The sequence below is a fragment of the Komagataeibacter europaeus genome, from assembly GCF_002173515.1.
Taxonomy (GTDB): domain Bacteria; phylum Pseudomonadota; class Alphaproteobacteria; order Acetobacterales; family Acetobacteraceae; genus Komagataeibacter; species Komagataeibacter europaeus.
This window is the reverse complement of sequence record NZ_CP021467.1, coordinates 787,059-807,992: the sequence shown is the minus strand read 5'-3', so window position 1 is coordinate 807,992 and position 20,934 is coordinate 787,059. Positions and strand designations below refer to the sequence as shown.

The following is a 20,934-nucleotide window of genomic DNA, read 5'->3' as shown; positions in this document are numbered from 1 at the left end:
CAGTCTCTTATCAAAAGGCGACCTTTTCCAACACGCCCTCAGGGAATGTATCGCCCCGCCCGCAGGCGTTCGAACAGGTCAAGGAAGGAATCAGGTGTGTACTGGTATCCGGTAAAGCCCAGCCTGCGGCTCAGGCTCATATCGGTCACGCATTCGACGGGACGGCCAAGGTCGGCATCGGTATGCCATGCGGAAGCAAGCTGGCCCAGTGCGACTTCGCGCAGGCCGTGCCGCCGTGCGATATCGGTCCATTGCGGCCCCCTGTCCGCCAGCATGTGTTCCAGTGACGTGGCGTGGCCGGGATACGGCGCCGCGTCAATGCCGAACCATGCCGCCAGTTCGCCCCACAGCCATTTCCAGCGGAACACGTCGCCATTGACGACATTGAACGCCCGGTTTCGCCCGGCAGGGCTGGTGGCCGCCCACAGGATCTGGCTGGCCAGCTGCCGGGCGTCGGTCACGTCCGTCAGGCTCTCCCACTGGGTGGGCGATCCGGGAAAGACGAAGGGCAGCCCCGTCTCGCGGCACAGCGTGGCATAGGCCGCCAGCGTCGTGCCCATGTTCATGAGGTTGCCGATCGCGTAGCCAATGACCGTATGCGGGCGGTGGACCGTCCATGCAATGCCCAGCCGCTCCGCTGCCTCGAACAGGGCGTCTTCCTGGCTGTAATAGAAATTTTCAACCGCCAGCCGTGGCATGGTCTCCCGGAACGGCGTCTGTGGCGGGTTCCCCTGTGCATAGGCTTCGAACGGGCCAAGGTAGTGTTTCAGCCCGGTCACCAGGCTGGCATGCACCAGTGCGTGCGGGCGCGGCAGGGCGGCGAACACGTTGCGGACCATCGCGCTGTTGGCGATGCAGTTTTCACGCTCGCTTTCGCGGCGGGTCCATGTCGTGAAAAACACATGCGTCGGCACGATACCGCCCAGCGCCGCGCGCAGGGATTCCGGGTCCAGCGCGTCGGCCGCGACGGGCATGATGGTGCCGGGCAGGTTTTCCGTCCGCCGCGCCAGACCGTAGACACTCCAGCCCTCCGCGACCAGACGGTTGGCAAGGTTCTGGCCGACAATACCGGTCGCGCCGATGACAAGCGCCCTGTGGGACATTGTGATCCTCCATGAATGGGGTGTGGGCTTCACACGCTGTTGGCAAACGCCATAAAAGGCAATCCGGCACCTTTTCGTGCCCTGGTTACCTGAACGTTCCCATGAGGCCGCCCATGGATATCGCCCCCCTGCCCGACGTCTACCGCCACGCGCCATTTGCGCAGGATTGCGCGCCGCGCCGCCTGCTGCGCCTGTTTTCGGGCAAATGGACCACCATGATCATGCATACGCTGCACCTTGGCGGCGGCGCGTCGCGTCCGGGGCAGCTTCAGCGCGCCCTGCCCGGCCTGTCGAAAAAGATGATGACCCAGACCCTGCGCGACCTTGAACGCATGGGGCTGGTGGAACGCGAGATCATGCAGGTCATGCCGCCGGTGGTCGAATACCGGCTGACGGATCTGGGGCGGGAATTTGTTGAACCGCTGGAAATGCTCTACCGCTGGGGCGCGCAGCACGCGGCGGCGCTGGATCAGGTGGACCGCAACGTGGCCATGGCGGATGCGCGCGACGCACCCTGATACGGCGGCCTTCACGCCGCCAGCATGCCGTGGGGGTCAAGGACGAATTTCTTCGCGGCGCCGCTGTCGAAATCACGGTATCCCTGCGGCGCGTCCTCCAGCGGGATGACGGTTGCGTTGACAATGTCGGCAATGGGCAGCCGCCCGTGCAGGATGGCGTTCATAAGACGCGCGTTGTAGCGCAGCACCGGCGTCTGGCCGGTATGGAATTCAAGGCTCTTGGCCCAACCCTGCCCGAAGCGCAGGATCAGGTTGCCGGTTTTTGCCGCGTCATCCACCCCGCCGGGATCTTCGGTGACATACAGCCCCGGAATCCCGACCGACCCTGCGGGGCGGGTCACCTCCATGGCCTGGTTCAGCACGATGGCGGGTTTTGCGTTGCCGCCATATCCCTTTGCCTCGAAACCGACCGCGTCGATGAAGCTGTCCACCTCCGGCGTGCCTGCAATCTGGGCCACCATGTCCCCCAGCCGGTCATGCTGGCGCAGGTCGACCGCCTCGAACCCCACCTTGCGGGCATGGGCCAGTCGTTCTTCATTCAGGTCGCCCACCATCACCACCGCGGCGCCAAGGATGCGGGCAGATGCCGCCGCCGCCATGCCCACCGGCCCCGCGCCCGCGACATACACCACCGACCCCACGCCCACCCGCGCCGTCACGGCCCCGTGGAAGCCGGTGGGCAGGATATCGGTCAGCATGGTCAGGTCGCGGATGCGCTCCATCGCCATGGACCGGTCGGCAAAGCGCAGCAGGTTGAAATCGGCATAGGGCACCATGACGTATTTCGCCTGCCCCCCGATCCAGCCGCCCATGTCGACATAACCATACGCGCCACCCGCCCGGCCGGGATTGACCGTCAGGCACACGCCCGTATCCCCTTCGCGGCAGCACCGGCACCGCCCGCAGGCCACGTTGAAGGGGACCGAGACCAGATCCCCCTTCCGGATCATTTCGACATCACTGCCGCATTCAATCACTTCGCCGGTAATTTCATGGCCCAGCACCATGCCTTTCGGCGCGGTCGTCCTGCCGCGCACCATATGCTGGTCCGACCCGCATATGTTGGTTGAAACCACCTTCAGGATGACGCCATGCGTGATCCGGCGGCCCGTTGGCGTTTCCATTTTCGGGTCGGCGATATCCTGCACTTCCACGTGTTCTGGCCCAAGATAGACCACGCCGCGATTTGTGCCCATTGTCCTGCTCCGTGTCTGTGGGGATATGAAGCGGCGTGATGCGGTTATTTACGGTTGCGCAAATAATCGCATGTCCCGCGTTCATATATGCCCGGTATGTCCGGGTTCAGGTAACGCCGGTTCTGCTGACGGGTTTTGTGTATTTGCAGGTTCTATATTTACGCATTGGAATGACCCGCTGGCCGCGGCATGACAGCCAGTCATGAATAAAGAAGTTTCTGGTGAAGCTTTTTCCCAAAAAGATTCAAAAATGCCGCCTTTTTGAAAAAAAAAGGCGGCACCCAGAAATGTTTATCTGTTTTTGCTACTGCCCCATGCCCGGCGACAGCAGCGGCCGGGTCAGGTTGTCATCCGGGTCGGGGCCGTGGCTGTGCGGTGCTGGCACGTCGCCCACGGGGGGTGCGTTATGCAGGCCGGAATACTGCAGCGGATCAACCCCGAACAGTTTGTTGGGCGCGGGCAGGCTGGCCGCATCCCATCCCCCGCCACACGCACGGATCATGCCGACCTGCGCCTGCAGGTAACGGGTCTGGACCTCGGCCTGCTGTATGCGCGCGTCCAGCGTGCTGACCTGCGCGATCAGCACGTCCAGATAGGTGGCAAGTCCGCCCTTGTACAGGTTCATGGTAATGTCCTGTGTCTGGCTGGCCGCACCCACGGCGGCGCGCAGGCGGCCGTTTTCCCCATCCAGCCGGTTGGTGCGCGACAGCCCGTCCTCCACATCGCGAAACGCGTTCAGGATGGTGACACGGTAATGGTCGCGGGTTTCACGGTAGGCGGACCAGCTCTGCTGCAGCTGCGCACGGCGCAGGCCGCCTTCGAACACCGGCATGGTCACGGTCGCGCCATAGGACCACATGGAATTGGCAAGGTTGGCGAGGTTGAAGCCGTTATCATCAAACCCCCCGTTCATCTGGAATGATACATGCGGATAGAACGCGGCGCGTGCGATGCCGATGGCGCGGTTGGCCTGCGCCATCTGGCGTTCGGCGATCGCGACATCGGGCCTGCGCTGCAGCAGGTCCGACGGCATGGGGGCCGACAGCCCGAAGCGGGTGGCATTCAGGTGGGCATCCGCCGCGATGTGGAAGGATGACGGGGCCACGTTGACCAGCACGGCCACCGCGTGTTCCATCACCTCGCGCTGGGCCTGAATGTCCAGCAGGCGGGCCTGCGTGGTATAAAGCTGGTTCTGCGCGCGCGCCACATCCAGCTGCGACGCCGCCTGGTCCACCAGCCGGGTCTGGGTCACGCGCAGGGATTCCTGGTAATACCGGATCGACTGGGTATAGATCGCCGCCTGCGCGTCCAGCCCGCGCAGGGTGAAATAATCACTGGCCAGTTCGGCCTGCAGGCTCAGCCTGGCGGCGGCATATTCCGCCGCCTGTTCCTGTGCATAGTCCTTCTGCAACCGCACCCGGTTGCGGATGGAGGACCAGAAATCCGGTTCCCACGATGCCATGCCGCCATAGAATTCATCTGAATCCGTGATCGGTCCCTTGTAGCGGAACAGCCGCTCGGCCGAGCTTTTGTTGTTGCTGCCGCCAAAGGCCACGCCAAAATGCGGCAGCAGGTCGGCCCGCGCCTCGCTTACGATCGCGCGCGCCTGCAAAAAGCGTTCGCTGGCGGCCTGCAGGTCCCCGTTATGGGCCATGGCGGCGGTTTCAAGGTCATCAAGCTGCGGGTCGGCAAAGCTGTGCCACCACTGCGCGGGAATGGTGTCGTCCATAGGGTGGGCCACGCCAAACGGGGCCTGCCCCTGCCATGTCGCGGGAATGACGTAATGCGGCGCGTGATAGGCGGGGGCCAGGTCACACCCCGCCAGTGACAGCAGCGACAGGGCGCACGCGCCGCCCATGCCCGTGGCGCGGCGGATGGTACGGGCCATCATTCGTCGTCCTTTTCATCGGTGTCGTTGCTGTATCCGGCCACGGGCCGGGTCACGCGCACGCTCTCGCCTTCCAGCAGGTCGGCGGGCGGGTTGTCGATGATCCGGTCATCGGGCGTGACACCCGACAGCACCTGCGTCGCGCCATCGCCCATGCGGCCCACGGTTATGGTGTGGAAACGGGCGTGGTTCTGCCCGTCCACCACGGCCACCTGCATGCCGTGTTCCTGAAACACCAGCGCGCCGGTGGGTATGGTCAGGTGCGTTGCCTGTTCGGGCGCGGTCAGGGTGACGGCGGCGAAGGTTCCGGGCCACAGGGCGTGGTCGGTGTTGTCGATCACGAATTCACTCACGCTGGTGCGGGTGTCGGGGTCGTAGCCGCCCGATACGGTCAGGAACTTCGCCTCGAACCTGCGATCGGGAAACTGCGGCACCTGCACGCTGGCCTGCAGGCCGGGCTGGAGGATGTAGGACATGTTTTCGGGGATCGAGACAAACAGCCGCATCTGGTGCGTGTCCGCCACGCTGAACAGTTCGCTGGCCGCGCCCGTGGCGTTCAGGTTGCCGCCCCCTTCATGCACGTAGTCGCCCACGTTGATGTCGCGTTCCGTCACCACGCCGTCAAACGGGGCGACAATGACCTTGAAGCGTTCGAGTGCCGCGTAGCGGTCAAGGTTGTGGCGCGCGGCCTCAAGATCCGCGGCGGCGGATTTCTCGTTCGCGTCCTGAACCGATACCGACTGGCCCGATACTGCCTGCGACTTGCCCATCAGCCGCCAGCGCTGGGCGGTGACCACGGCCAGGTCGTATTTCGCCTGTGATGACTGCAGGTCGGCCTGCGCCTGCGCGAACTGGGCATCAAGGCCGGGGGTGTTGATTTCCGCCAGCACGTCGCCTGCCGCGACGCGCGCGCCGTAATCCTTGTACCACATCCGCACGTAGCCCGATGCCTGCGGATAGATGGGGGCCTGGTACCAGGCCTCCACCGTGCCGGGCAGCTCGAGGCTGACATGACGTGCCTCGCGGCGGGGCGAGATGACCATGACATCGGGCACGGAGGCAATGGCGGCCTCCCGCCGCAGGGCCGCCGCATGCTGCACGCGCCCGACCAGCAGGTACCCGCACCACCCCACGATAACGGCGGCGCCGGCCAGCATGATGACTTTTCGTTTTTTCTGGGTGGACATCACTTCATTTCCTCCCGGGCACGGGACGGACGGTTGTGCAGGATTGCGTAGACACACGGCACGAACAGCAACGTGGAGACGGTGGCCACCAGCAGCCCGCCAATGACGGCGCGGCCCAGTGGCGCGTTCTGGGAATTGCTCATGGCCATGGGCACCATGCCGATCACCATGGCCAGCGCCGTCATCAGCACGGGGCGGATACGGCCGTATCCCGCCTCCAGCGCCGCACGCAGCGCGTCGCCATGTTCCTCGATCCGTTCGCGGGCGAAGGACACCACAAGGATGGAATTGGCGGTCGCCGTGCCCATGCACATGATCGCCCCCGTCAATGCCGGGACCGACAGGCGGGTATGCGTCACGAACAGCGCCCACGCGATACCGGCCAGCGCGCCCGGAAGTGCGGTGATGATGATGAACGGGTCCAGCCAAGACTGGAAATTGACCACGATCAGCAGGTAGATCAGCAGCACCGACACCACCAGCCCGAACACCAGTTCGACATAGGCATGGCGCATGGTTTCGGTCTGCCCGCGCACCACCACGGCGGCGGTGGAGGGCACGTTGCCCCGCGTCTGGTCCAGCACGCGCTGCACGCCGGTCGTGACCTGTCCCAGGTCCGCGCCCTCGGCGGAGACATAGATGTCCACTTCAGGCATGGAGTTGAAGTGCGAGACCTGCCCCGGCGTGCCGGTGGCGCTGACATTGCTGATACCGCCCAGCAGCTGCATGTGCCGTCCCTGCGGGTCGCCATCGCCCTTGTCCACCGGAATGGTCATGAGGTTGTTGAAATGCGTCAGCTGGTCCTGTGACACATACACGTTCAGCGGGAACGTGATGCCCGTGGCCGGGTCCAGCCAGTATTGCGGGTCCACCGTCTGGCTGCCCGACAGCGTCATGAGTTCGTTGTTGGCAAGGTCGGCTTCCGTCATGCCGGTGGCCTGTCCGAAGGTGCGGTTGCCCTGCACGAACAGGGTCGGCGTTTTCATGGTCTGCTGGATCACCACGTCAGCCGCACCGGGCACGCTGCGCAGGCGGTTCACCAGCAGGCGGGCGTAATCATAATTGTCACGCAGGTCCGGCCCCGAAATCTGTATGTCGATCGGCGCGGGTGAACCGAAGTTCAGGATCTTGGCCGTCAGGTCGGCGGGCTGGAAGGTGAATACGGTGCCGGGAAACCGCGCCGACAGGTCATGGCGCAGTATGGTGCGGTCATTCCACACCGGCGTTTCCTCATCCTTCAGGGCAATGGTGATGTCACAGTCCTGCGTGCCGATGGTGGGCGTGGGAATGAAGGCCTGGTTATGCGCACCTTCGGGCAGGCCGCAGTTTTCGATCATGCTTTCCACCTTGCCGGGGAACAGTTGGTTGACCCGGTCTTCCACCAGCGATGCCTCGCGGCCTGCCACCTCGATCCGGGTGCCAAGGGGCGCGCGCATGTGCATCTGGATCGTGCCCGACTTGGTTTCGGGGAAGAAATCCCGCCCCGCGACCAGGTACAGCCCCAGCGAACAGACCGAGACGCCAAGAAAGATGCCCACGAACCGCCCGCGCCTCGCGATCGCGCGTTCCAGCACGCCGGCATATCCTTCACGGAAGTTGTTGAAGCCGCGTTCAAATGCCTGCTGGAAGCGTTCGGGCAGCCGTTTGGGGTATTGCAGGTTGTGGACCTGCGGTTCGCAATGGTGGGAATCCCCATGTCCCGCCACGCTGTGACCGGCCAGCAGGTATTTGGCCATGGTCGGCACCAGCGTGCGCGACAGGATGAAAGATGCGATCATGGCGAAGATGATGGCCTCCGCCATGGGCATGAACAGCCAGCCCGCAACGCCGCTCAGGCCAAACAGCGGCAGCCAGACAATGCAGATGCAGGTGGTGGCGACAAAGGTGGGAATGACGATCTGGTTGGCCGCGTCGATGATCGCGGGTTCCAGCGCCTTGCCCATTTCCAGATGCGCGTCGATGTTTTCGATCATCACCGTCGCGTCATCCACCAGAATGCCCACCGCCAGCGCCAAGCCGCCCAACGTCATGACATTGATCGTCTGCCCCGCCCAGTTCAGCCCGATGATCGCGCACAGGATGGCCAGCGGGATGGAGGTGGCGATAATGACCGTCGGCCGCCACGACCCCAAAAACAGCAGTACCACCATGCCGGTCAGGGCCGCCGCCGTCAGCATTTCGCGCACGACGTCGAAGATGGAATCCTTAACGAAGACCGATGCATCGCCCAGGATGCTGACCTTCACATCCGGCGGCAGCAGTTTCTGGATGCGCGGCAGCAGCGCCTTGGCCCCGGCCACGACATCCAGCGTGGAGGCGTCGCCGCTTTTCATCACGACGATTTCCACCCCCTGCTGCCCTTTCACCAGCACCAGGTTGGTCTGCGGGTGGCCGCCGCGATAGACATCTGCCACGTCATGCACGTAGATCACGGCATTGCCCACGCGCTTGACCGGGATATCGCCCAGTTCCTTCATGGATCGCGGGGTGGCGTTGGTCTGCACCATCCAGTCGGTGGCCGAGATTTTCTGGTCACCCGCCGGCAGCACGATATTCTGCCCGCGCAGGGCGTTCTGCACGTCCATGGCCGACAGGTGATGCGCCTGAAGCTGCTGCTGGTTCAGCGCCACCATGACAAAGCTGTCCATGCCGCCATAGGCCTGCGGCACCACGGCCCCCGGCACGGTCACCAGCAGCGGGCGCACGCGGATCATGGCCAGCTTGAACAGGTCGGATGGCGTCTGCCTGTCCGACGTGACCTGCAGGGTCAGCACCGGCACGGATGATGCATCAAGGCTCATCACCATTGGCGAGGGGATGTTTTCGGGCAGCTGTTTTATGACCGTCTGGGAAATGGCGGTCACTTCCGCTTCCGCCTTGCCGATATCGGTTCCGGGCTGGAAGTATATGTTGACGATACCGCGCCCGTAATACGAACTGCTTTCCATATGTTCGATGCCCTCGACGGTCGAGGTCACCATCAGTTCGTAATTGTAGATGATACGGCCCGCGAATTCCTCTGGCAGCATGCCGCCATAGGTCCATACAACGGATACGACCGGTATTTTTATATTTGGGAACACATCCGTCGGCGTGCGCAATACCGACATGATGCCAAAGACCACGATAAGGATCGACAGCACCACGAAGGTATAGGGCCGACGCAGTGCGGTCACTACGATGGCGTTCATGGGATGGATAATTCCCTGTAGTACGAAGAACCGCGCGACACCGTGGGCATGCGCCACAGTATTGGCATGCGGTTTTTACTGCATGAATGGGTGTGACGCTTCCCACGCGCTGGTGGGCGGGCCCTAAGGGTTACGGGTCATGTTGGAAATGGTGGACATAGGACGATGCTCCGGCATGATCGGTCACGGGCGGGCCAGCATGGGGGCATGCGGCATCTGCCTGAAACGACAGATACAGCGTTTTTTTACAAAGTATGAACAGATAAGATTTAAAATAATCTTCATTACCGGAAATGTCTGTTATTATTTCCGATAATTTATGAAGTATAATTTATAACTTCTGCAATTTAATAAATAAAAAATCTGTCATCAGGGAACCATTGCCAATATGGGCGGGTTCCCTTCCCCGCCGGCATTTCATGGTAAAAATCAAGTCATTCCCGCCGCGTGGCATGTAACGGCGTGGGCGGGAAAGAAAAACCGTGGGGGCTGTGCGCATATGCGCGACGCAGGTTGATACTGTCCCGTATCGGGCCGGGCGGACGGTGATGACGCTGATCGACGGATGGTTCCGCCATATGGGCGCAGGGTCGCGTGGTGCTGCCGGAAAACCGTTCCGCATGTAATAATCATGCCAGCACCGGCATGTCGCGCGGATCCGTCACGGCGACAGGCGCGTCCCGGTCCGGCCACGTGGCGGCCTTTGTATCGTCATGCATCACGACATGCGTACCGTGGCCCGTCGCACCCGGAACGGCATATATGCATTCCCCCTTCCGTGGGGTCATTGCATCCGTCCGGAGCCGGTAATGCTTTGTCACGCGGCCTGCAACCGTGCCGTCCCGCGTTGCGTTTACCATTTCCCTTTCCAACAGGTGATCCATGCCGCCTGCCCGCCCCCTTGTCGCGGCTGTTCCGGTGCGAAACGAAGCACAACGCATTGGTCCCTGCCTGCATGCCCTTGCGGTACAGCAGCGCGCCTGCCTGTCCCATGTTGTCCTGCTGCTCAACAACTGCACGGATGGTACGCGCGACGTGGTGCGTGCGCTGGTCCCGTCCCTGCCCTTTGGCGTGGTCGTGGCGCAGCGGACCTATCCCCCGGCCATGGCCCATGCGGGCACGGCCCGGCGGGCGGCCATGCAGGTGGCGGCGGCGCTGGCGGGGCCGGATGGCATCCTGCTGACAACCGATGCCGATGGCCGCGTCGCGCCGGACTGGCTGGCCCACACCCTTGCCGCCTTTGACGCGGGGGCCGACGTGGTCTGCGGCCGCGCCCTGATTGATGCGGAGGAAGCGCGGCTGATTCCCGCCCACCTGCATGAAGATGACCGCATGGAAACCGCCTATGCCACGCTGCTGGACCGTATCCATGACCTGGTCGATCCCGACCTGCATGATCCGTGGCCGCGCCATACGGAACATTCCGGCGCCAGCATTGCGGTAACGGTGGCCGCGTGGCGGCGCGCGGGCGGCATTCCCGCCGTGCCGCTGGGTGAGGACCGGGGTTTCCTGCGTGCCCTGCGGCACGTGGATGCCGCCATCCGTCACGCGCCCGATGTCACGGTGTGCGTGTCGGGCCGTACGGCGGGGCGGGCCTGTGGCGGCATGGCGGACACCATGGCGCGGCGCATGGTTCGGCAGGACGAAATGCTGGATGACAGTCTTGAACCGCCACGGGCCTGCCTGCGCCGCGCGCAGGCGCGCGCGGCGTTGCACCGGCTGCGCGCCCTGCCGTCCGCCACCGGCCCGTGGCATGACGCGGTTGCTGATCTGGCCGCCCTGCTGCGCCTGCCCACGGGCTGCGTGGCGCATATGTCACGTGCCCGGTTTGGCGGCATGGCATGGGACCGGCTAGAAGCCTTAAGCCCTGTATCGCGGCGCGTGCCCGTACGCCGTGCCGACCTGCCCATGCATATGGACGCGGCGCGGCGGATCGTGGACAGCCTGCTGGTGACGCATGCCGCACCCGGCGTCATGCCGGTCCCGGCCCCGGTCGTGACGTCGGCGGTGCGGTGAACGGGGCGTATCACGGGATGAAACGGGTAAAGATTTCTAGGTGTCGCCTTTTTTCAAAACAGCTTCGCCTGGAACACCTGTGGGATCAGATGGCGGTTTCAGGGATGGACGGCGCGACTTCCGGCATGTCCGGCCCGTTGAGCACGTCGATCCGGTAGCGCGCGTACCGCCGGGCATGGGTTACGTGCAGGCCGCCAGCGCGGCAGGTATTGATGAACAGGCGGGCGGCCTCGTTTCCCGTGCATGGCGTATCGGTCGGCCCGGTCCAGTTGACCAGGATGACCGGCGCGCCGGCCTGCCTTACGCGCAGGCACTGCGCGGCAAGGGTGCGGATATCGCGGCGGGACAGGAAATACAGCATCTCCGAAATCACGATCAGGTCGCATGACCGCGCGGGCAGCGGCGGGAACGCGCCCGGCAGCTGCCCGCGATGGAACGACACCCCCGGCAGCCCGGCGCAGCGGTGGCGCGCGCGGCTTAATGCGGCTTCGGCCACGTCCACCGCCAGCACCCGGTCGCATTGCCGCGCCAGCCGCGCCGTCATCATGCCGATGGAACACCCCAGTTCCAGCGCCTGATGGAAATGCTGGCCCGACAGCACGGCCAGCGTCCGGCGGTACTTGTCATGTTCATAGGTCCGCGTCGCAACGCCCCACGGGTCGGCGCGCTGGCTGTGCAGGCGTTCGAATACGGTCCGGGACCAGCTTGTGGCGTTCATGGATGGACAAAGACCTCAAAATCCGTCACCAGCGCCGCAAGCAGGCTGTCGGGCAACTGGAAACCTTCGGCGTCATCGGTAATCAGGCCGCCGTACTGGCTTTCATGCATGCCGACCGCGCGGGCCTTGGCGGCGCGATGGGCGGTGATGTCCAGCCGCATGCCGCGCGGCGGCGGGTGGTCCAGTTCGCTGTCGGGCGGCAGCAGCCAGCCCCATACGGGATAGGCCAGCAGCGCCAGCCCGCAAAGCCGTTGCACGGCCACGCCCATTTTCCACGTTGCTTCATGATCGCAATGCGGGTCCGCCCGCCATGGGGCGAAAACCGTGGTGCAGCCATGGGTGATGGCCAGATGGGCCAGCCGTGTGGCGATGTCGGTAAAGACCCGCCCGTCATGCGGGGCGGCGGCATCGGGCAGGCCAAGGAAGACAAGCCGGTCGGATGCAAGGCCCAGGCACGCCACGGCGTCGCGTGCTTCGCGCTGGCGTCTTGCCCGCAGGCGCGGGGCGGGCCACTGGCGCGAATGCGGGTGGGACGCCGCTCCATCGGTCATGATGACCACAAGCGGCGGCCGGCCCGCCGCACAGCACGCGGCGATCAGCCCGCCACAGCCCAGGCTTTCATCATCGGGGTGCGGGGCCAGGACCAGCGCGGTGCCCGGCGCAATGGTGGCAAGGGGGGCAACGGGCAGGCCGCGCAGGGCCGCATGCAGGTGGGCCGCCTTCATGCACGGATGTCCGGCTGTGGCATGTCGCGCTGCGTGAACCATGCGGCGGCTTCGCACAATGTCTCGTCCGGGGCGGGCTGGCGCAGGTAGGTGGCCAGGTCGCGGATGATCCGTTCCACCACGTTGTCGCGCACGAAGGCGGACAGCCCCAGCCCGCGTTCGACCAGTTCGATTGCCTCCAGCCCCGCGCGCTCCACCGCAAGCCGGGCCAGGTTGACGGTGGCGGAAATGTCGCCTGCTGCAAACCGGTCATGACCGGTGGCGAGCAGGGCCGCGCGGCGGGTCCATAGCAGGGCGGTTTCCGCCGCGATCAGCGCCATGCCGATACGCGCCTGCTGCGCCGGACTGCCCGCGCGGCCGCGCGCGGCAAGCTGGCCGCGCAGCAGGGCGCTCAGGCGTTCGATGCCGCCCAGCGCCACGGCCATGCCGCGCCATGCCCCGGCCGAGAATTCGGGCTGGCGCAGGTAGTCCCCCGCCTGCCCCACCAGGGCCGAGGGCAGCACGGTCATGCCGGTCAGGTCGCATTGCCCCGTGCCCGCCCCACGCATGCCGGTCAGCCCGCCACCGCCGTCATGGACGGCGCGCCCTGCCCCCATCGCCACCAGCAGCATGCGCGTGACATCCTGCCCCGCCCGCGCCGTGACAAGGGCGCGGGTGACATGCCGCGCGCCGGAAGCAAAGGCCTTTCCCCCATGCAGCGTAATGCCGCGCGCCGTCTGGTCCATGCGCAGCGGCGTCACGCCATCGGTGACCCACAGGCCATACAGCGCGCCGTCATGCACCTCCGCGGCAACATGGGCCAGTTGTTCGGGCGTGCCGTACAGCGCGACAAGGCGGATGGCGTTGACGTGGCCTTCCACCACGCGGCCAAGGGCAAGGCTGCCCTGCCCCACCAGCCGCAGCATGTGCAGAAGCCCCGCCGCCCCGTGCGGTTCGGTGCCAAAGCCCAGGCCGCCCAGCGTCTGTGGCAGGGCCGCGGCCAGTACGCCAAGCTGGCGCAGGCGGTCCAGCCCGGCGGTGGGGAATGCGGCCCGTGCGTCGTTGACCGTTGCTTCATCCTCCAGTTCCGCGCGACAGGCGGCCAGGGCGTCGAAGGGAAAGGTCATGCGGCAATGCCTTTATGTTTTAGGAGACTGTCTGGTGATAACCAGCTGATAAAAACAAAAGTTTTTGGGTGCCGCCTTTTTTCGGAATGGCGGCGTCCTTCCGAAGCCTGAAGGCTTCACCAGAAACGTCCTTCGGTTTTCCGGTGCTGTCACGGGCTGGCTTTCCAGACGGTCTCCTGGCGGAAAGGGAACAGGCCGGGCAGAACCCACGTGCTGCCCGCCTGCAGGCACAAACAGTGGCGGGGGGCTGTTGGTTCCCTGCGCGGTGTTACAATCGGGCGGGGCCGTCGGTGCCCTGCGTGCCGGTCATGGGCCCGCGCTTTTCATGGCCTGCCGCATGTGCCAGTGTTTTCGGGACATGGGCGGGACGCTGTCGTCATGCCCCAGCCAGATCCAGACGGAAGGCCGTTGCAATGAAGCTGTATTATACGCCGGGCGCGTGCTCGCTTGCCGCGCATATCATCCTGAATGAAACCGGGCTGCCGCACAGCCTTGAACAGGTGGACCTGAAGGCCAAGCGGACCGCCAGCGGGGACGATTACCTGAAAATCAACCCGCGCGGGGCCGTGCCCGCGCTGGAAATCGCACCGGGCACGGTGCTGACGCAGAACGTGGCGGTGCTGACCTATATCGGGCAACAGTCGGGCAATGTCGCCCTTCATCCTGCCCCTGATACGGTCGAATTCTTCCGCCTGCTCGAAGCCATCGGGTTCTGCGAGGACGTGCATGGCGCGTTCGGCGCGCTGTTCGCCCCGGAACTGCCCGATGTCATGCGCGAGCGGCTGCTGGCGAATGTCACCCGCCGCCTGAAGCAGGTCGAAGCATTGCTGGAGGCAGGCGGCAACGGCCACATGCTGCCCGCGGGCTTCACGCAGGCGGATGCGCTGATGGCCGTGATCCTGAGCTGGGCCGGCCCGCTGGGGATCGACCTTTCGGCCTGGCCCCGCGCCTGCGCCCTGCGTGACGCGGTGTTCGCCCGCCCGGCGGCACAGAAGGCCCGGCGCGAGGAAGGGCTGGACTGAACCGTACACGCGCATGGCCCGGACACCAGCGGCATCCGGGCCATGCGACCGTAAAAACCGGCGCCGCGGTCAGCCGGGCTGGATTTCGATCTTGCGTTCGGTCGGCTTGGCCGGTTCACGACGCGGCAGGGTCACCTGCAGCACCCCGTCCTTGATGCGGGCGCTGATTTTGTCCTCGTCCACGCCTTCGGGCAGGCTGAAATGCTCGGAAAACGCGCCGAAGCTGCGGGTGGAGACGTGCTGTTTCTGCTCCGCCGTCACGGGGCTTTTCTTCTCGCCCGAGATGCTCAGCACGCCATTGCTGGCGTTCAGGGTTATGTCCTTTTCCGAACAGCCGGGCACTTCGATATAGATGTGGTAGCCGGTTGCGTCCTCGGTAATGTCGGTGGACCCGATCCGGCCGGATCCGAACGTGTCGGGCGCGCGGTAGTCGTCGATCAGCCGCCCCACCTGGCGCTGCAGCACCGCGAACGGGTCGGCCGCCCGCGCCGTGGCTGTGGTCGTACGGACTGGTGTCGCGACAAATGTCGGTCGTGCAATCATGGTCATTGCTCCTCGATACATGTCATTGGGCGGTCTGTCTGGGTCATGTCCGCCCTGCACCATGAATGCTGGGGCCAATATCCGGCCCCGACCCTGACACAGATCAATCCTGCCATGCGGTCCATTCCATGCAGGGCTGTCCTTTACTTTATCGCAACGACAGGGGACGGGATTTATGCCATGCCGTGCCTGAATTTGTGCAATGCAGGGCAGTATTGCAGCAATATATTACCTCCGCCGCTTCTGCATGCCGCCAGAAAGGCTATATCCTGCGTGGTCCGTTATAACATGCGGCAACCCGTATCGGGTTCAACCAGAATGGAAAACATGCATGTCAGTTGAAAACACGCTTCGTGACGCCATCCAGAAGAAGTCCGTGGTCGGCTTCACCTTCGATGGCAAGAACTACACCGGTTCCCCCCATGCGCTGGGTGAGCGCGATGGCACGCCGCATGTCCTGATCTATCGCGGCGAGGACGCCCACGAAAAGCGCGTGCCCCCCACGGGCGAATGGAGCGTGCTGCCGCTGTCCGACATGACCGACATCCGCCTGCTGTCCGGTGAATCCTTCCACGTCGGCCACCCCGATGCGAAGGTGAAGGCGGAACTGCACAAGGTCAGCGTCAGCGTTGGCTGAACCGGCCGGATGCCCCGCCCGTTCGTGGCGGGGCATTGGACAGGCATTGGACAGAAGTTCCTGAATCAGCGCCTAATGGGGCACGATCAGGTGCAGCAGGCTGGCCGCGCCGAAGAACACCGCCGTGCTGAGCGACCAGATGGCGATGAACCATGCGATCCGCACGCCCGCGTGGCGGGGCGCCCTGTCCCCGTTTCCCACGACAATATCAGTGATAGCCATCGCTCTGGGTCACCTTTCCACGAAATACACGATACGAATGGATGGTATAGGTCAGGATGATGGGCATCATGATGGCGGTGCCGACCAGCTGGAAAAACTGGCTGGAGGGCGGTGATGACACATCCCACAACGTCAGCCCCGGCGGCACGGCATAGGGCCAGACCGTAATCCCCAGCCCCGACAGGCACAGCCCGAACCAGCCTAGCGCGCAGGCGAACGGCACCCGCGTCTGCCCCCGGCGCAGAGAGCGCGCCAGCACGATACCCAGCACGACCACCAGCACCGGCACCGGGGCCACAAGGGCGATGTTGGGCCAGTCGGTCCAGCGCCGCAGGTAGGGCGCATGCAGCAGCGGCGTCCAGGCGCTGACCGCGACAATGCCCATGAACAGCCCGATGGCCAGCCACCCCGCCCACCGGCGGCACGCCGCTTCCAGCCCGCCCGTGGTGCGCCACACCAGCCACGTCGCCCCCAGCAGGGCGTAGCCGCACATGACCGCCACCCCGCACAGGATGCTGAACGGCGTCAGCCAGTCCAGCGCGCCGCCGGCAAACGCGCCGTCAACAACCCTGATCCCCTGCACCACGCCACCCAGGATCACCCCCTGGCAGAATGCGGCAATGGCGGAACCGGCCATGAACCCGCCCTCCCACAGCCGTTCACGCGGGGTATCGCGGGTCAGGATGCGGAATTCAAACGCCACGCCGCGAAAGATCAGCGCCAGCAGCATCACCACGACCGGCATGTAGAACGCCGGCAGCAGCGTGGCATAGGCCCCGGGGAACACGCCATACAGCACCGCGCCCCCCAGTACCATCCACGTCTCGTTCCCGTCCCATACCGGGGCGATGGTGTTGATCATCACATCGCGCCGTCCCCGGTCGCGTTCCAGCGCGAACAGCATGCCGATGCCAAGGTCGAACCCGTCAAGGATGACGTAAATCGAGATCGCGGCCACAAGGATCACCGCCCATATGACCGGCAGCCAGTAGGAAACGTCCATCATGTCTCAGGCTCCTTCGCCATGGGTGGGGTCAACGACCGCCGGGTGGCTGCGGGCAGCCAGTATGTCGGGGGCGTGGTCGGGGCTGGTGCCGTGTTCGCCGGTATGCGGCGTGTGGCCCAGCAGGCGCACCAGCATCCCGATCCCGGACCCGAACACCAGCACGTACACCACCACGAACGCCGTCATCGACACCGCCATGGACGACAGGGCGTTGGGGGCCACGCTGTCGGACGTGCGCAGCAGGCCATAGACCGTCCAGGGCTGGCGGCCGACCTCCGTCGTGATCCAGCCGCACAGCAGCGCCAGGAACCCCGCGGGCGCCATGCACAGCGCGACGCGGTGGAAAAGCGGGGTTTCATACAGCTTTCCCCGGTGGCGCAGCCACAGCGACCACAGGCCCACCGCCACCATCAGCATGCCAAGGGCGACCATGATGCGGAAGGTGAAGAAGATGACATAGGACGGCGGCCGCTGGTCGCGGGGAAAATCCTTCATCCCCGGCACCCTGCCGTTCACGCTGTGGGTCAGGATCAGCGACCCGGCCAGCGGCAGTCTGACAGCATAATCCGTATGTTCGGTCTTCATGTTGGGAATGCCGAACAGCAGTTCGGGCGCGTGGTCTTCCGATACCCAGTCCCCTTCCATCGCCGCAATCTTGGCGGGCTGGTATTTCAGCGTGTTCAGCCCATGCGCGTCGCCTGCCATGATCTGGATGGGGGCGACGATGGCGGCCATCCACATCGCCATGGAAAACATGACGCGCACGGGTTCACTGGCCTTCTGGCCCCGCCTGCGCGCCTTCAGCATGTGCCATGCCCCGGTGGCCCCCACGATGAAGGCCACCGACAGGAACGCCGCCAGCCCCATATGCACCAGCCGGAAGGGAAAGGACGGGTTGAAGATGATCGCCAGCCAGTCGGCGGGCATGAACCGCCCCGTGGCGGGGTCGATGGTGTAGCCGCGTGGCGTCTGCATCCATGAATTGGATGACAGGATCCATGTCATGGAAATCAGGGTGCCGACGGATACGCAGCATGTCGCGGTAAAATGCAGTCCGCGCCCGACCCGGTTCATGCCGAACAGCATGACGCCAAGGAAGCCTGCCTCAAGGAAAAAGGCGGTCATGACCTCATAGGACAGCAGCACGCCGGTAATCGGCCCGGCCTTGCGTGAAAACACCGACCAGTTGGTGCCGAATTCATACGACATGACCAGTCCGGACACCACGCCCATGCCGAATACGATCGAGAACACCTTGATCCAGTATCGGTACAGGTCAAGGAAGACCGGTCTTCCCGTTCGCAGCCACAGCCCTTCCAGCACGGCGAGATAGGCCGCCAGCCCGATCGAAAACGCCGGGAAGATGATATGCACGCCTACGGTAAAGGCGAACTGGAAACGCGCCAGCAGCAGCGCGGGATCATGGACGGTCTGCATCGATAACTTTTCCAAACCTGAGAACAGGGTACGCCCGCGCAGGGACAGGGCCACGCCGGGCCTGCCTGTCACGCGGAATGTCGCGGCATGAACCACAACGCGTCAGGCACGGTGCTAGATCAGTGAAAAGATGCGTGTCCAAGACCTTCTGCGCATGTCATGATAATCACGGCTTATCAAACAGAGCCGTGCCAGAGGTTGCGTATATGAAACCGCACGCCGCCCATTGATATCGGGGCGGAATTTTCCATGTGTGTTGCAGGGGGGTTCCCGACGCGCATGGCAGCCCTCACATGGGAGCGCGACTGCCATGCCCCCTGTTGCGGGTGACGGGGGGCAAGGGATTACGCTATGTCTGGTCCACGACAGTCGGGTCACGCGCCCCGCCTTTGGTCCATTTACAAGGATATGAACATGGTCAACCCACTGGAAACCACCCCGCAGACCGAGGCCCGCATCACCGCGAAGGCAAAGGAACTGTGGGAAGCCGATGGCAGGCCGGGCTGCGGGCCGGATGCCTACAGGGAAAATGCGTCGGAACTGATCGGGATGGAAAGCAACCCCGACGCCGGCCAGATCCCCGTGGACTCCCCCGTGCCGCTTGACGCGAACGGCCAGCCGATCGAGGAAGCGTTTCTGGAAGAAAACCTCGGCAATTCCGGCGGCAGCATGGACGAACTGGATGATAAACAGGAAGTCCCCTTCGCCACCCGGCAGGAAGAAGCGGACGCGCTGAAAAACCAGTAATCCCGAAAACCGGCGGCGGGCAGCCCTTCATGCGGGTTGCCCGTCTGCTGTCCTGCCGGTGCCGTCTTTTTCGAAGCTTTTTGCAAAAAGCTTCACCAAACACCTTTCCATAAATCTGCACGATTTTCCAATGCAGTCCCCTGCCCTTTCTGGCAGGACGGAATGAAATCATGATTTTACCGGATATATTTTATATATGTTAAATAATACGGAGTCAGCACCTGATAATGGTGTGAAAGATGTCAGGTTGGTTTCCGGTATTGATCCCATATCGACCACCCTTGAGTCCCTTTTCAGGGGACAGGTGAAAGACCTGAAGGGAAAGCTGAACCTGCCCGTCTACCAGCGCCCCTATTGCTGGGGGGAAAAGCAGGTCAGGCAACTGGTGGGGGATCTGGAGGCCTATTTCAGGTCAGAACCACAGCCGACCATTGCGTTCTACCTTGGCAGTATTGTGCTGCACCAGCACGAAAATGATCAGGGCGAGGTGGTGCTGGATATCATTGATGGCCAGCAGCGCCTGACCACCATGGCGATCCTGTGCTGGGCATGGGATCAGCGGCCTGTACTGGACCTGACCTATCGCGCACCGGCCAGTCATGAACGGATCCGGCGCAATTTTTCCATCGTGAAAAAAATGAACCCTATCCCTGAAAAGGGTTGCAAACCGGATTGCAAACTGAGTTGTAGGCTGGGCAAGATCAACGTCACCCTGATCGTGACCCGGTCGGAAGATGACGCCTGGCGTTTTTTCCAGACGATGAACACCGGCGGGCGGCGGCTGTCGGGGACGGATATCATCAAGGCCTATCACCTGCGCGCCATTGCGTCGGGGCAGCGGGATGATTACGCGCGGTTATGGGAAAGCACGGGCACGTCGCTGGATAATGTGGTCAAGCTGCTGATTGCGGGGCGGTTCTGGACGCACCTGAATTTCAGGAACTTCTACCGATCGGAACTGCGTAACGAAATCATTGCCGAATTCGGGGACGACACGCAGCCGTCGGAACTGGATCAGGCGTACCTGCTGAGCGTATGCCAGTACCTGCCCACGGGAATATGGCAGCAGACCATGCCGGACCATGGCTATGCCATGCGCCAGCCGCTGAACAGCGGGGTCAATACCATTCGGTACCTGCTGTATTTCTGCACGCTGTACCATGACCTGTTCCCGTCGAAACAGCCGGATGGCAGTGTCGTGGCGGAAAACGCGCGTCCACAGCTTGAAATCACCATAATGGATGCAGCGGAAAGCCGGTATCTAAATGCGTTGTACGAAACCGCAATCCTGCTTTATGTCAGCCGGTTCGGGCAACGGAACCTGATGGAAGCGCGGCTGTGGCTGCTGCGTCTTGTATTCAGCCTGCGCCTGACGAAGCAGCGTGTGTCTGAAGCGGGCGTGCAGAAATTCTGCAGGGAGGACGTCCAGCTTCTGGACCATATCGCCAGCAGCTTCAACCATGCGCAGCTTATGGGCTACCTGCGTGCCTATACCTATGACATTGATACAAGAGGACTGGAGGGACATGGCGTCCGGATGCGGTATGTCCGCAGCGTATATGGCGTACTGGGCCAGCCATGCCCGAATAAGGCGGATAGTATAGGAGAAGGGCTTGATACAGCCCTGATAAAGCATTTTGGGAAATTGACAGCTTCTGGACGGGCCACCTGA

General features: G+C 63.7%; 19 protein-coding genes. 6 read left to right on the top strand and 13 right to left on the bottom strand.

Annotated elements, in window-relative coordinates:
* Window positions 1-38 precede the first annotated feature (38 nt).
* Window positions 39-1,103, bottom strand: a complete 1,065-nt coding sequence (locus tag S101446_RS03585; protein WP_019086315.1) for an SDR family oxidoreductase — start codon at window positions 1,101-1,103, stop codon at window positions 39-41.
* 113 nt (window positions 1,104-1,216) lie between these two features.
* Between S101446_RS03585 and S101446_RS03580 the strand changes: the two genes are divergently transcribed.
* Complete coding sequence (locus tag S101446_RS03580) at window positions 1,217-1,621, top strand: winged helix-turn-helix transcriptional regulator (RefSeq protein WP_244184465.1); 405 nt, start codon at window positions 1,217-1,219, stop codon at window positions 1,619-1,621.
* Window positions 1,622-1,632: 11 nt separating this feature from the next.
* Here S101446_RS03580 and fdhA read toward each other — a convergent pair whose 3' ends face one another.
* The 5 genes from fdhA to S101446_RS18340 form a co-directional block, all read right to left on the bottom strand.
* A complete protein-coding gene (fdhA, locus tag S101446_RS03575; RefSeq protein ID WP_087607626.1) occupies window positions 1,633-2,817 on the bottom strand; it encodes a formaldehyde dehydrogenase, glutathione-independent in 1,185 nt (394 codons plus the stop codon).
* Window positions 2,818-3,121: 304 nt separating this feature from the next.
* The gene (locus S101446_RS03570) at window positions 3,122-4,708 is read right to left on the bottom strand and encodes an efflux transporter outer membrane subunit (RefSeq protein ID WP_029335561.1); all 1,587 of its coding nucleotides are present in this window, start codon (window positions 4,706-4,708) and stop codon (window positions 3,122-3,124) included.
* The gene (locus S101446_RS03565) at window positions 4,705-5,892 is read right to left on the bottom strand and encodes an efflux RND transporter periplasmic adaptor subunit (RefSeq protein ID WP_010509980.1); all 1,188 of its coding nucleotides are present in this window, start codon (window positions 5,890-5,892) and stop codon (window positions 4,705-4,707) included. Before S101446_RS03565 ends, S101446_RS03570 begins: the two co-directional genes overlap by 4 nt.
* Complete coding sequence (locus tag S101446_RS03560) at window positions 5,892-9,083, bottom strand: efflux RND transporter permease subunit (protein WP_010509981.1); 3,192 nt, start codon at window positions 9,081-9,083, stop codon at window positions 5,892-5,894. The genes S101446_RS03565 and S101446_RS03560 overlap by 1 nt, the downstream gene beginning before the upstream one ends.
* Window positions 9,084-9,712: 629 nt before the next feature.
* Entirely contained in the window at window positions 9,713-9,871 is a 159-nt protein-coding gene (locus S101446_RS18340) for a hypothetical protein (protein ID WP_244184463.1), read from the bottom strand.
* 94 nt (window positions 9,872-9,965) lie between these two features.
* On the opposite strand from S101446_RS18340, the gene S101446_RS03550 reads away from it, so the two are divergent.
* Complete coding sequence (locus S101446_RS03550) at window positions 9,966-11,099, top strand: glycosyltransferase (RefSeq protein ID WP_087607624.1); 1,134 nt, start codon at window positions 9,966-9,968, stop codon at window positions 11,097-11,099.
* An 85-nt stretch (window positions 11,100-11,184) separates the two neighbouring features.
* On the opposite strand, the gene S101446_RS03545 is transcribed toward S101446_RS03550, so the two are convergent.
* Genes S101446_RS03545 through S101446_RS03535 form a run of 3 tightly spaced genes read right to left on the bottom strand, consistent with a single transcriptional unit; the run spans window position 11,185 to window position 13,648 of the window.
* Window positions 11,185-11,817 carry a class I SAM-dependent methyltransferase gene (locus tag S101446_RS03545; protein WP_087607623.1) on the bottom strand — a complete coding sequence of 211 codons (633 nt, stop codon included), beginning with the start codon at window positions 11,815-11,817 and terminating at the stop codon, window positions 11,185-11,187.
* On the bottom strand, window positions 11,814-12,542 hold the full coding sequence (locus S101446_RS03540) for a PIG-L deacetylase family protein (protein WP_087607622.1): 729 nt from the start codon (window positions 12,540-12,542) through the stop codon (window positions 11,814-11,816). Before S101446_RS03540 ends, S101446_RS03545 begins: the two co-directional genes overlap by 4 nt.
* Window positions 12,539-13,648 carry an acyl-CoA dehydrogenase family protein gene (locus tag S101446_RS03535; protein WP_087607621.1) on the bottom strand — a complete coding sequence of 370 codons (1,110 nt, stop codon included), beginning with the start codon at window positions 13,646-13,648 and terminating at the stop codon, window positions 12,539-12,541. The genes S101446_RS03540 and S101446_RS03535 overlap by 4 nt, the downstream gene beginning before the upstream one ends.
* A gap of 413 nt (window positions 13,649-14,061) precedes the next feature.
* Between S101446_RS03535 and S101446_RS03530 the strand changes: the two genes are divergently transcribed.
* Window positions 14,062-14,670 (top strand): glutathione S-transferase N-terminal domain-containing protein, encoded by a 609-nt coding sequence (locus S101446_RS03530; RefSeq protein WP_010509994.1) that lies wholly within the window; start codon window positions 14,062-14,064, stop codon window positions 14,668-14,670.
* Window positions 14,671-14,739: 69 nt separating this feature from the next.
* Here S101446_RS03530 and S101446_RS03525 read toward each other — a convergent pair whose 3' ends face one another.
* Window positions 14,740-15,213: an Hsp20/alpha crystallin family protein gene (locus S101446_RS03525; RefSeq protein ID WP_231290007.1), complete on the bottom strand. Its 474-nt coding sequence runs from the start codon at window positions 15,211-15,213 to the stop codon at window positions 14,740-14,742.
* Between the two features lie 331 nt (window positions 15,214-15,544).
* Between S101446_RS03525 and S101446_RS03520 the strand changes: the two genes are divergently transcribed.
* Entirely contained in the window at window positions 15,545-15,850 is a 306-nt protein-coding gene (locus S101446_RS03520; protein WP_010509997.1) for a hypothetical protein, read from the top strand.
* Between the two features lie 72 nt (window positions 15,851-15,922).
* Here S101446_RS03520 and S101446_RS03515 read toward each other — a convergent pair whose 3' ends face one another.
* The 3 genes from S101446_RS03515 to S101446_RS03505 are packed head-to-tail and all read right to left on the bottom strand — an operon-like array spanning window position 15,923 to window position 18,515.
* Window positions 15,923-16,072 carry a hypothetical protein gene (locus S101446_RS03515; RefSeq protein WP_010509999.1) on the bottom strand — a complete coding sequence of 50 codons (150 nt, stop codon included), beginning with the start codon at window positions 16,070-16,072 and terminating at the stop codon, window positions 15,923-15,925.
* Window positions 16,059-17,078, bottom strand: coding sequence for a cytochrome d ubiquinol oxidase subunit II (gene cydB / locus S101446_RS03510; protein ID WP_087607620.1), 1,020 nt, complete (start codon window positions 17,076-17,078; stop codon window positions 16,059-16,061). The genes S101446_RS03515 and cydB overlap by 14 nt, the downstream gene beginning before the upstream one ends.
* Window positions 17,079-17,081: 3 nt before the next feature.
* Window positions 17,082-18,515, bottom strand: a complete 1,434-nt coding sequence (locus S101446_RS03505; protein ID WP_087608818.1) for a cytochrome ubiquinol oxidase subunit I — start codon at window positions 18,513-18,515, stop codon at window positions 17,082-17,084.
* 414 nt (window positions 18,516-18,929) lie between these two features.
* On the opposite strand from S101446_RS03505, the gene S101446_RS03500 reads away from it, so the two are divergent.
* Window positions 18,930-19,262 carry a DUF2934 domain-containing protein gene (locus tag S101446_RS03500; RefSeq protein ID WP_010510006.1) on the top strand — a complete coding sequence of 111 codons (333 nt, stop codon included), beginning with the start codon at window positions 18,930-18,932 and terminating at the stop codon, window positions 19,260-19,262.
* A gap of 304 nt (window positions 19,263-19,566) precedes the next feature.
* Window positions 19,567-20,934 carry a DUF262 domain-containing protein gene (locus S101446_RS03495; RefSeq protein ID WP_157684807.1) on the top strand — a complete coding sequence of 456 codons (1,368 nt, stop codon included), beginning with the start codon at window positions 19,567-19,569 and terminating at the stop codon, window positions 20,932-20,934.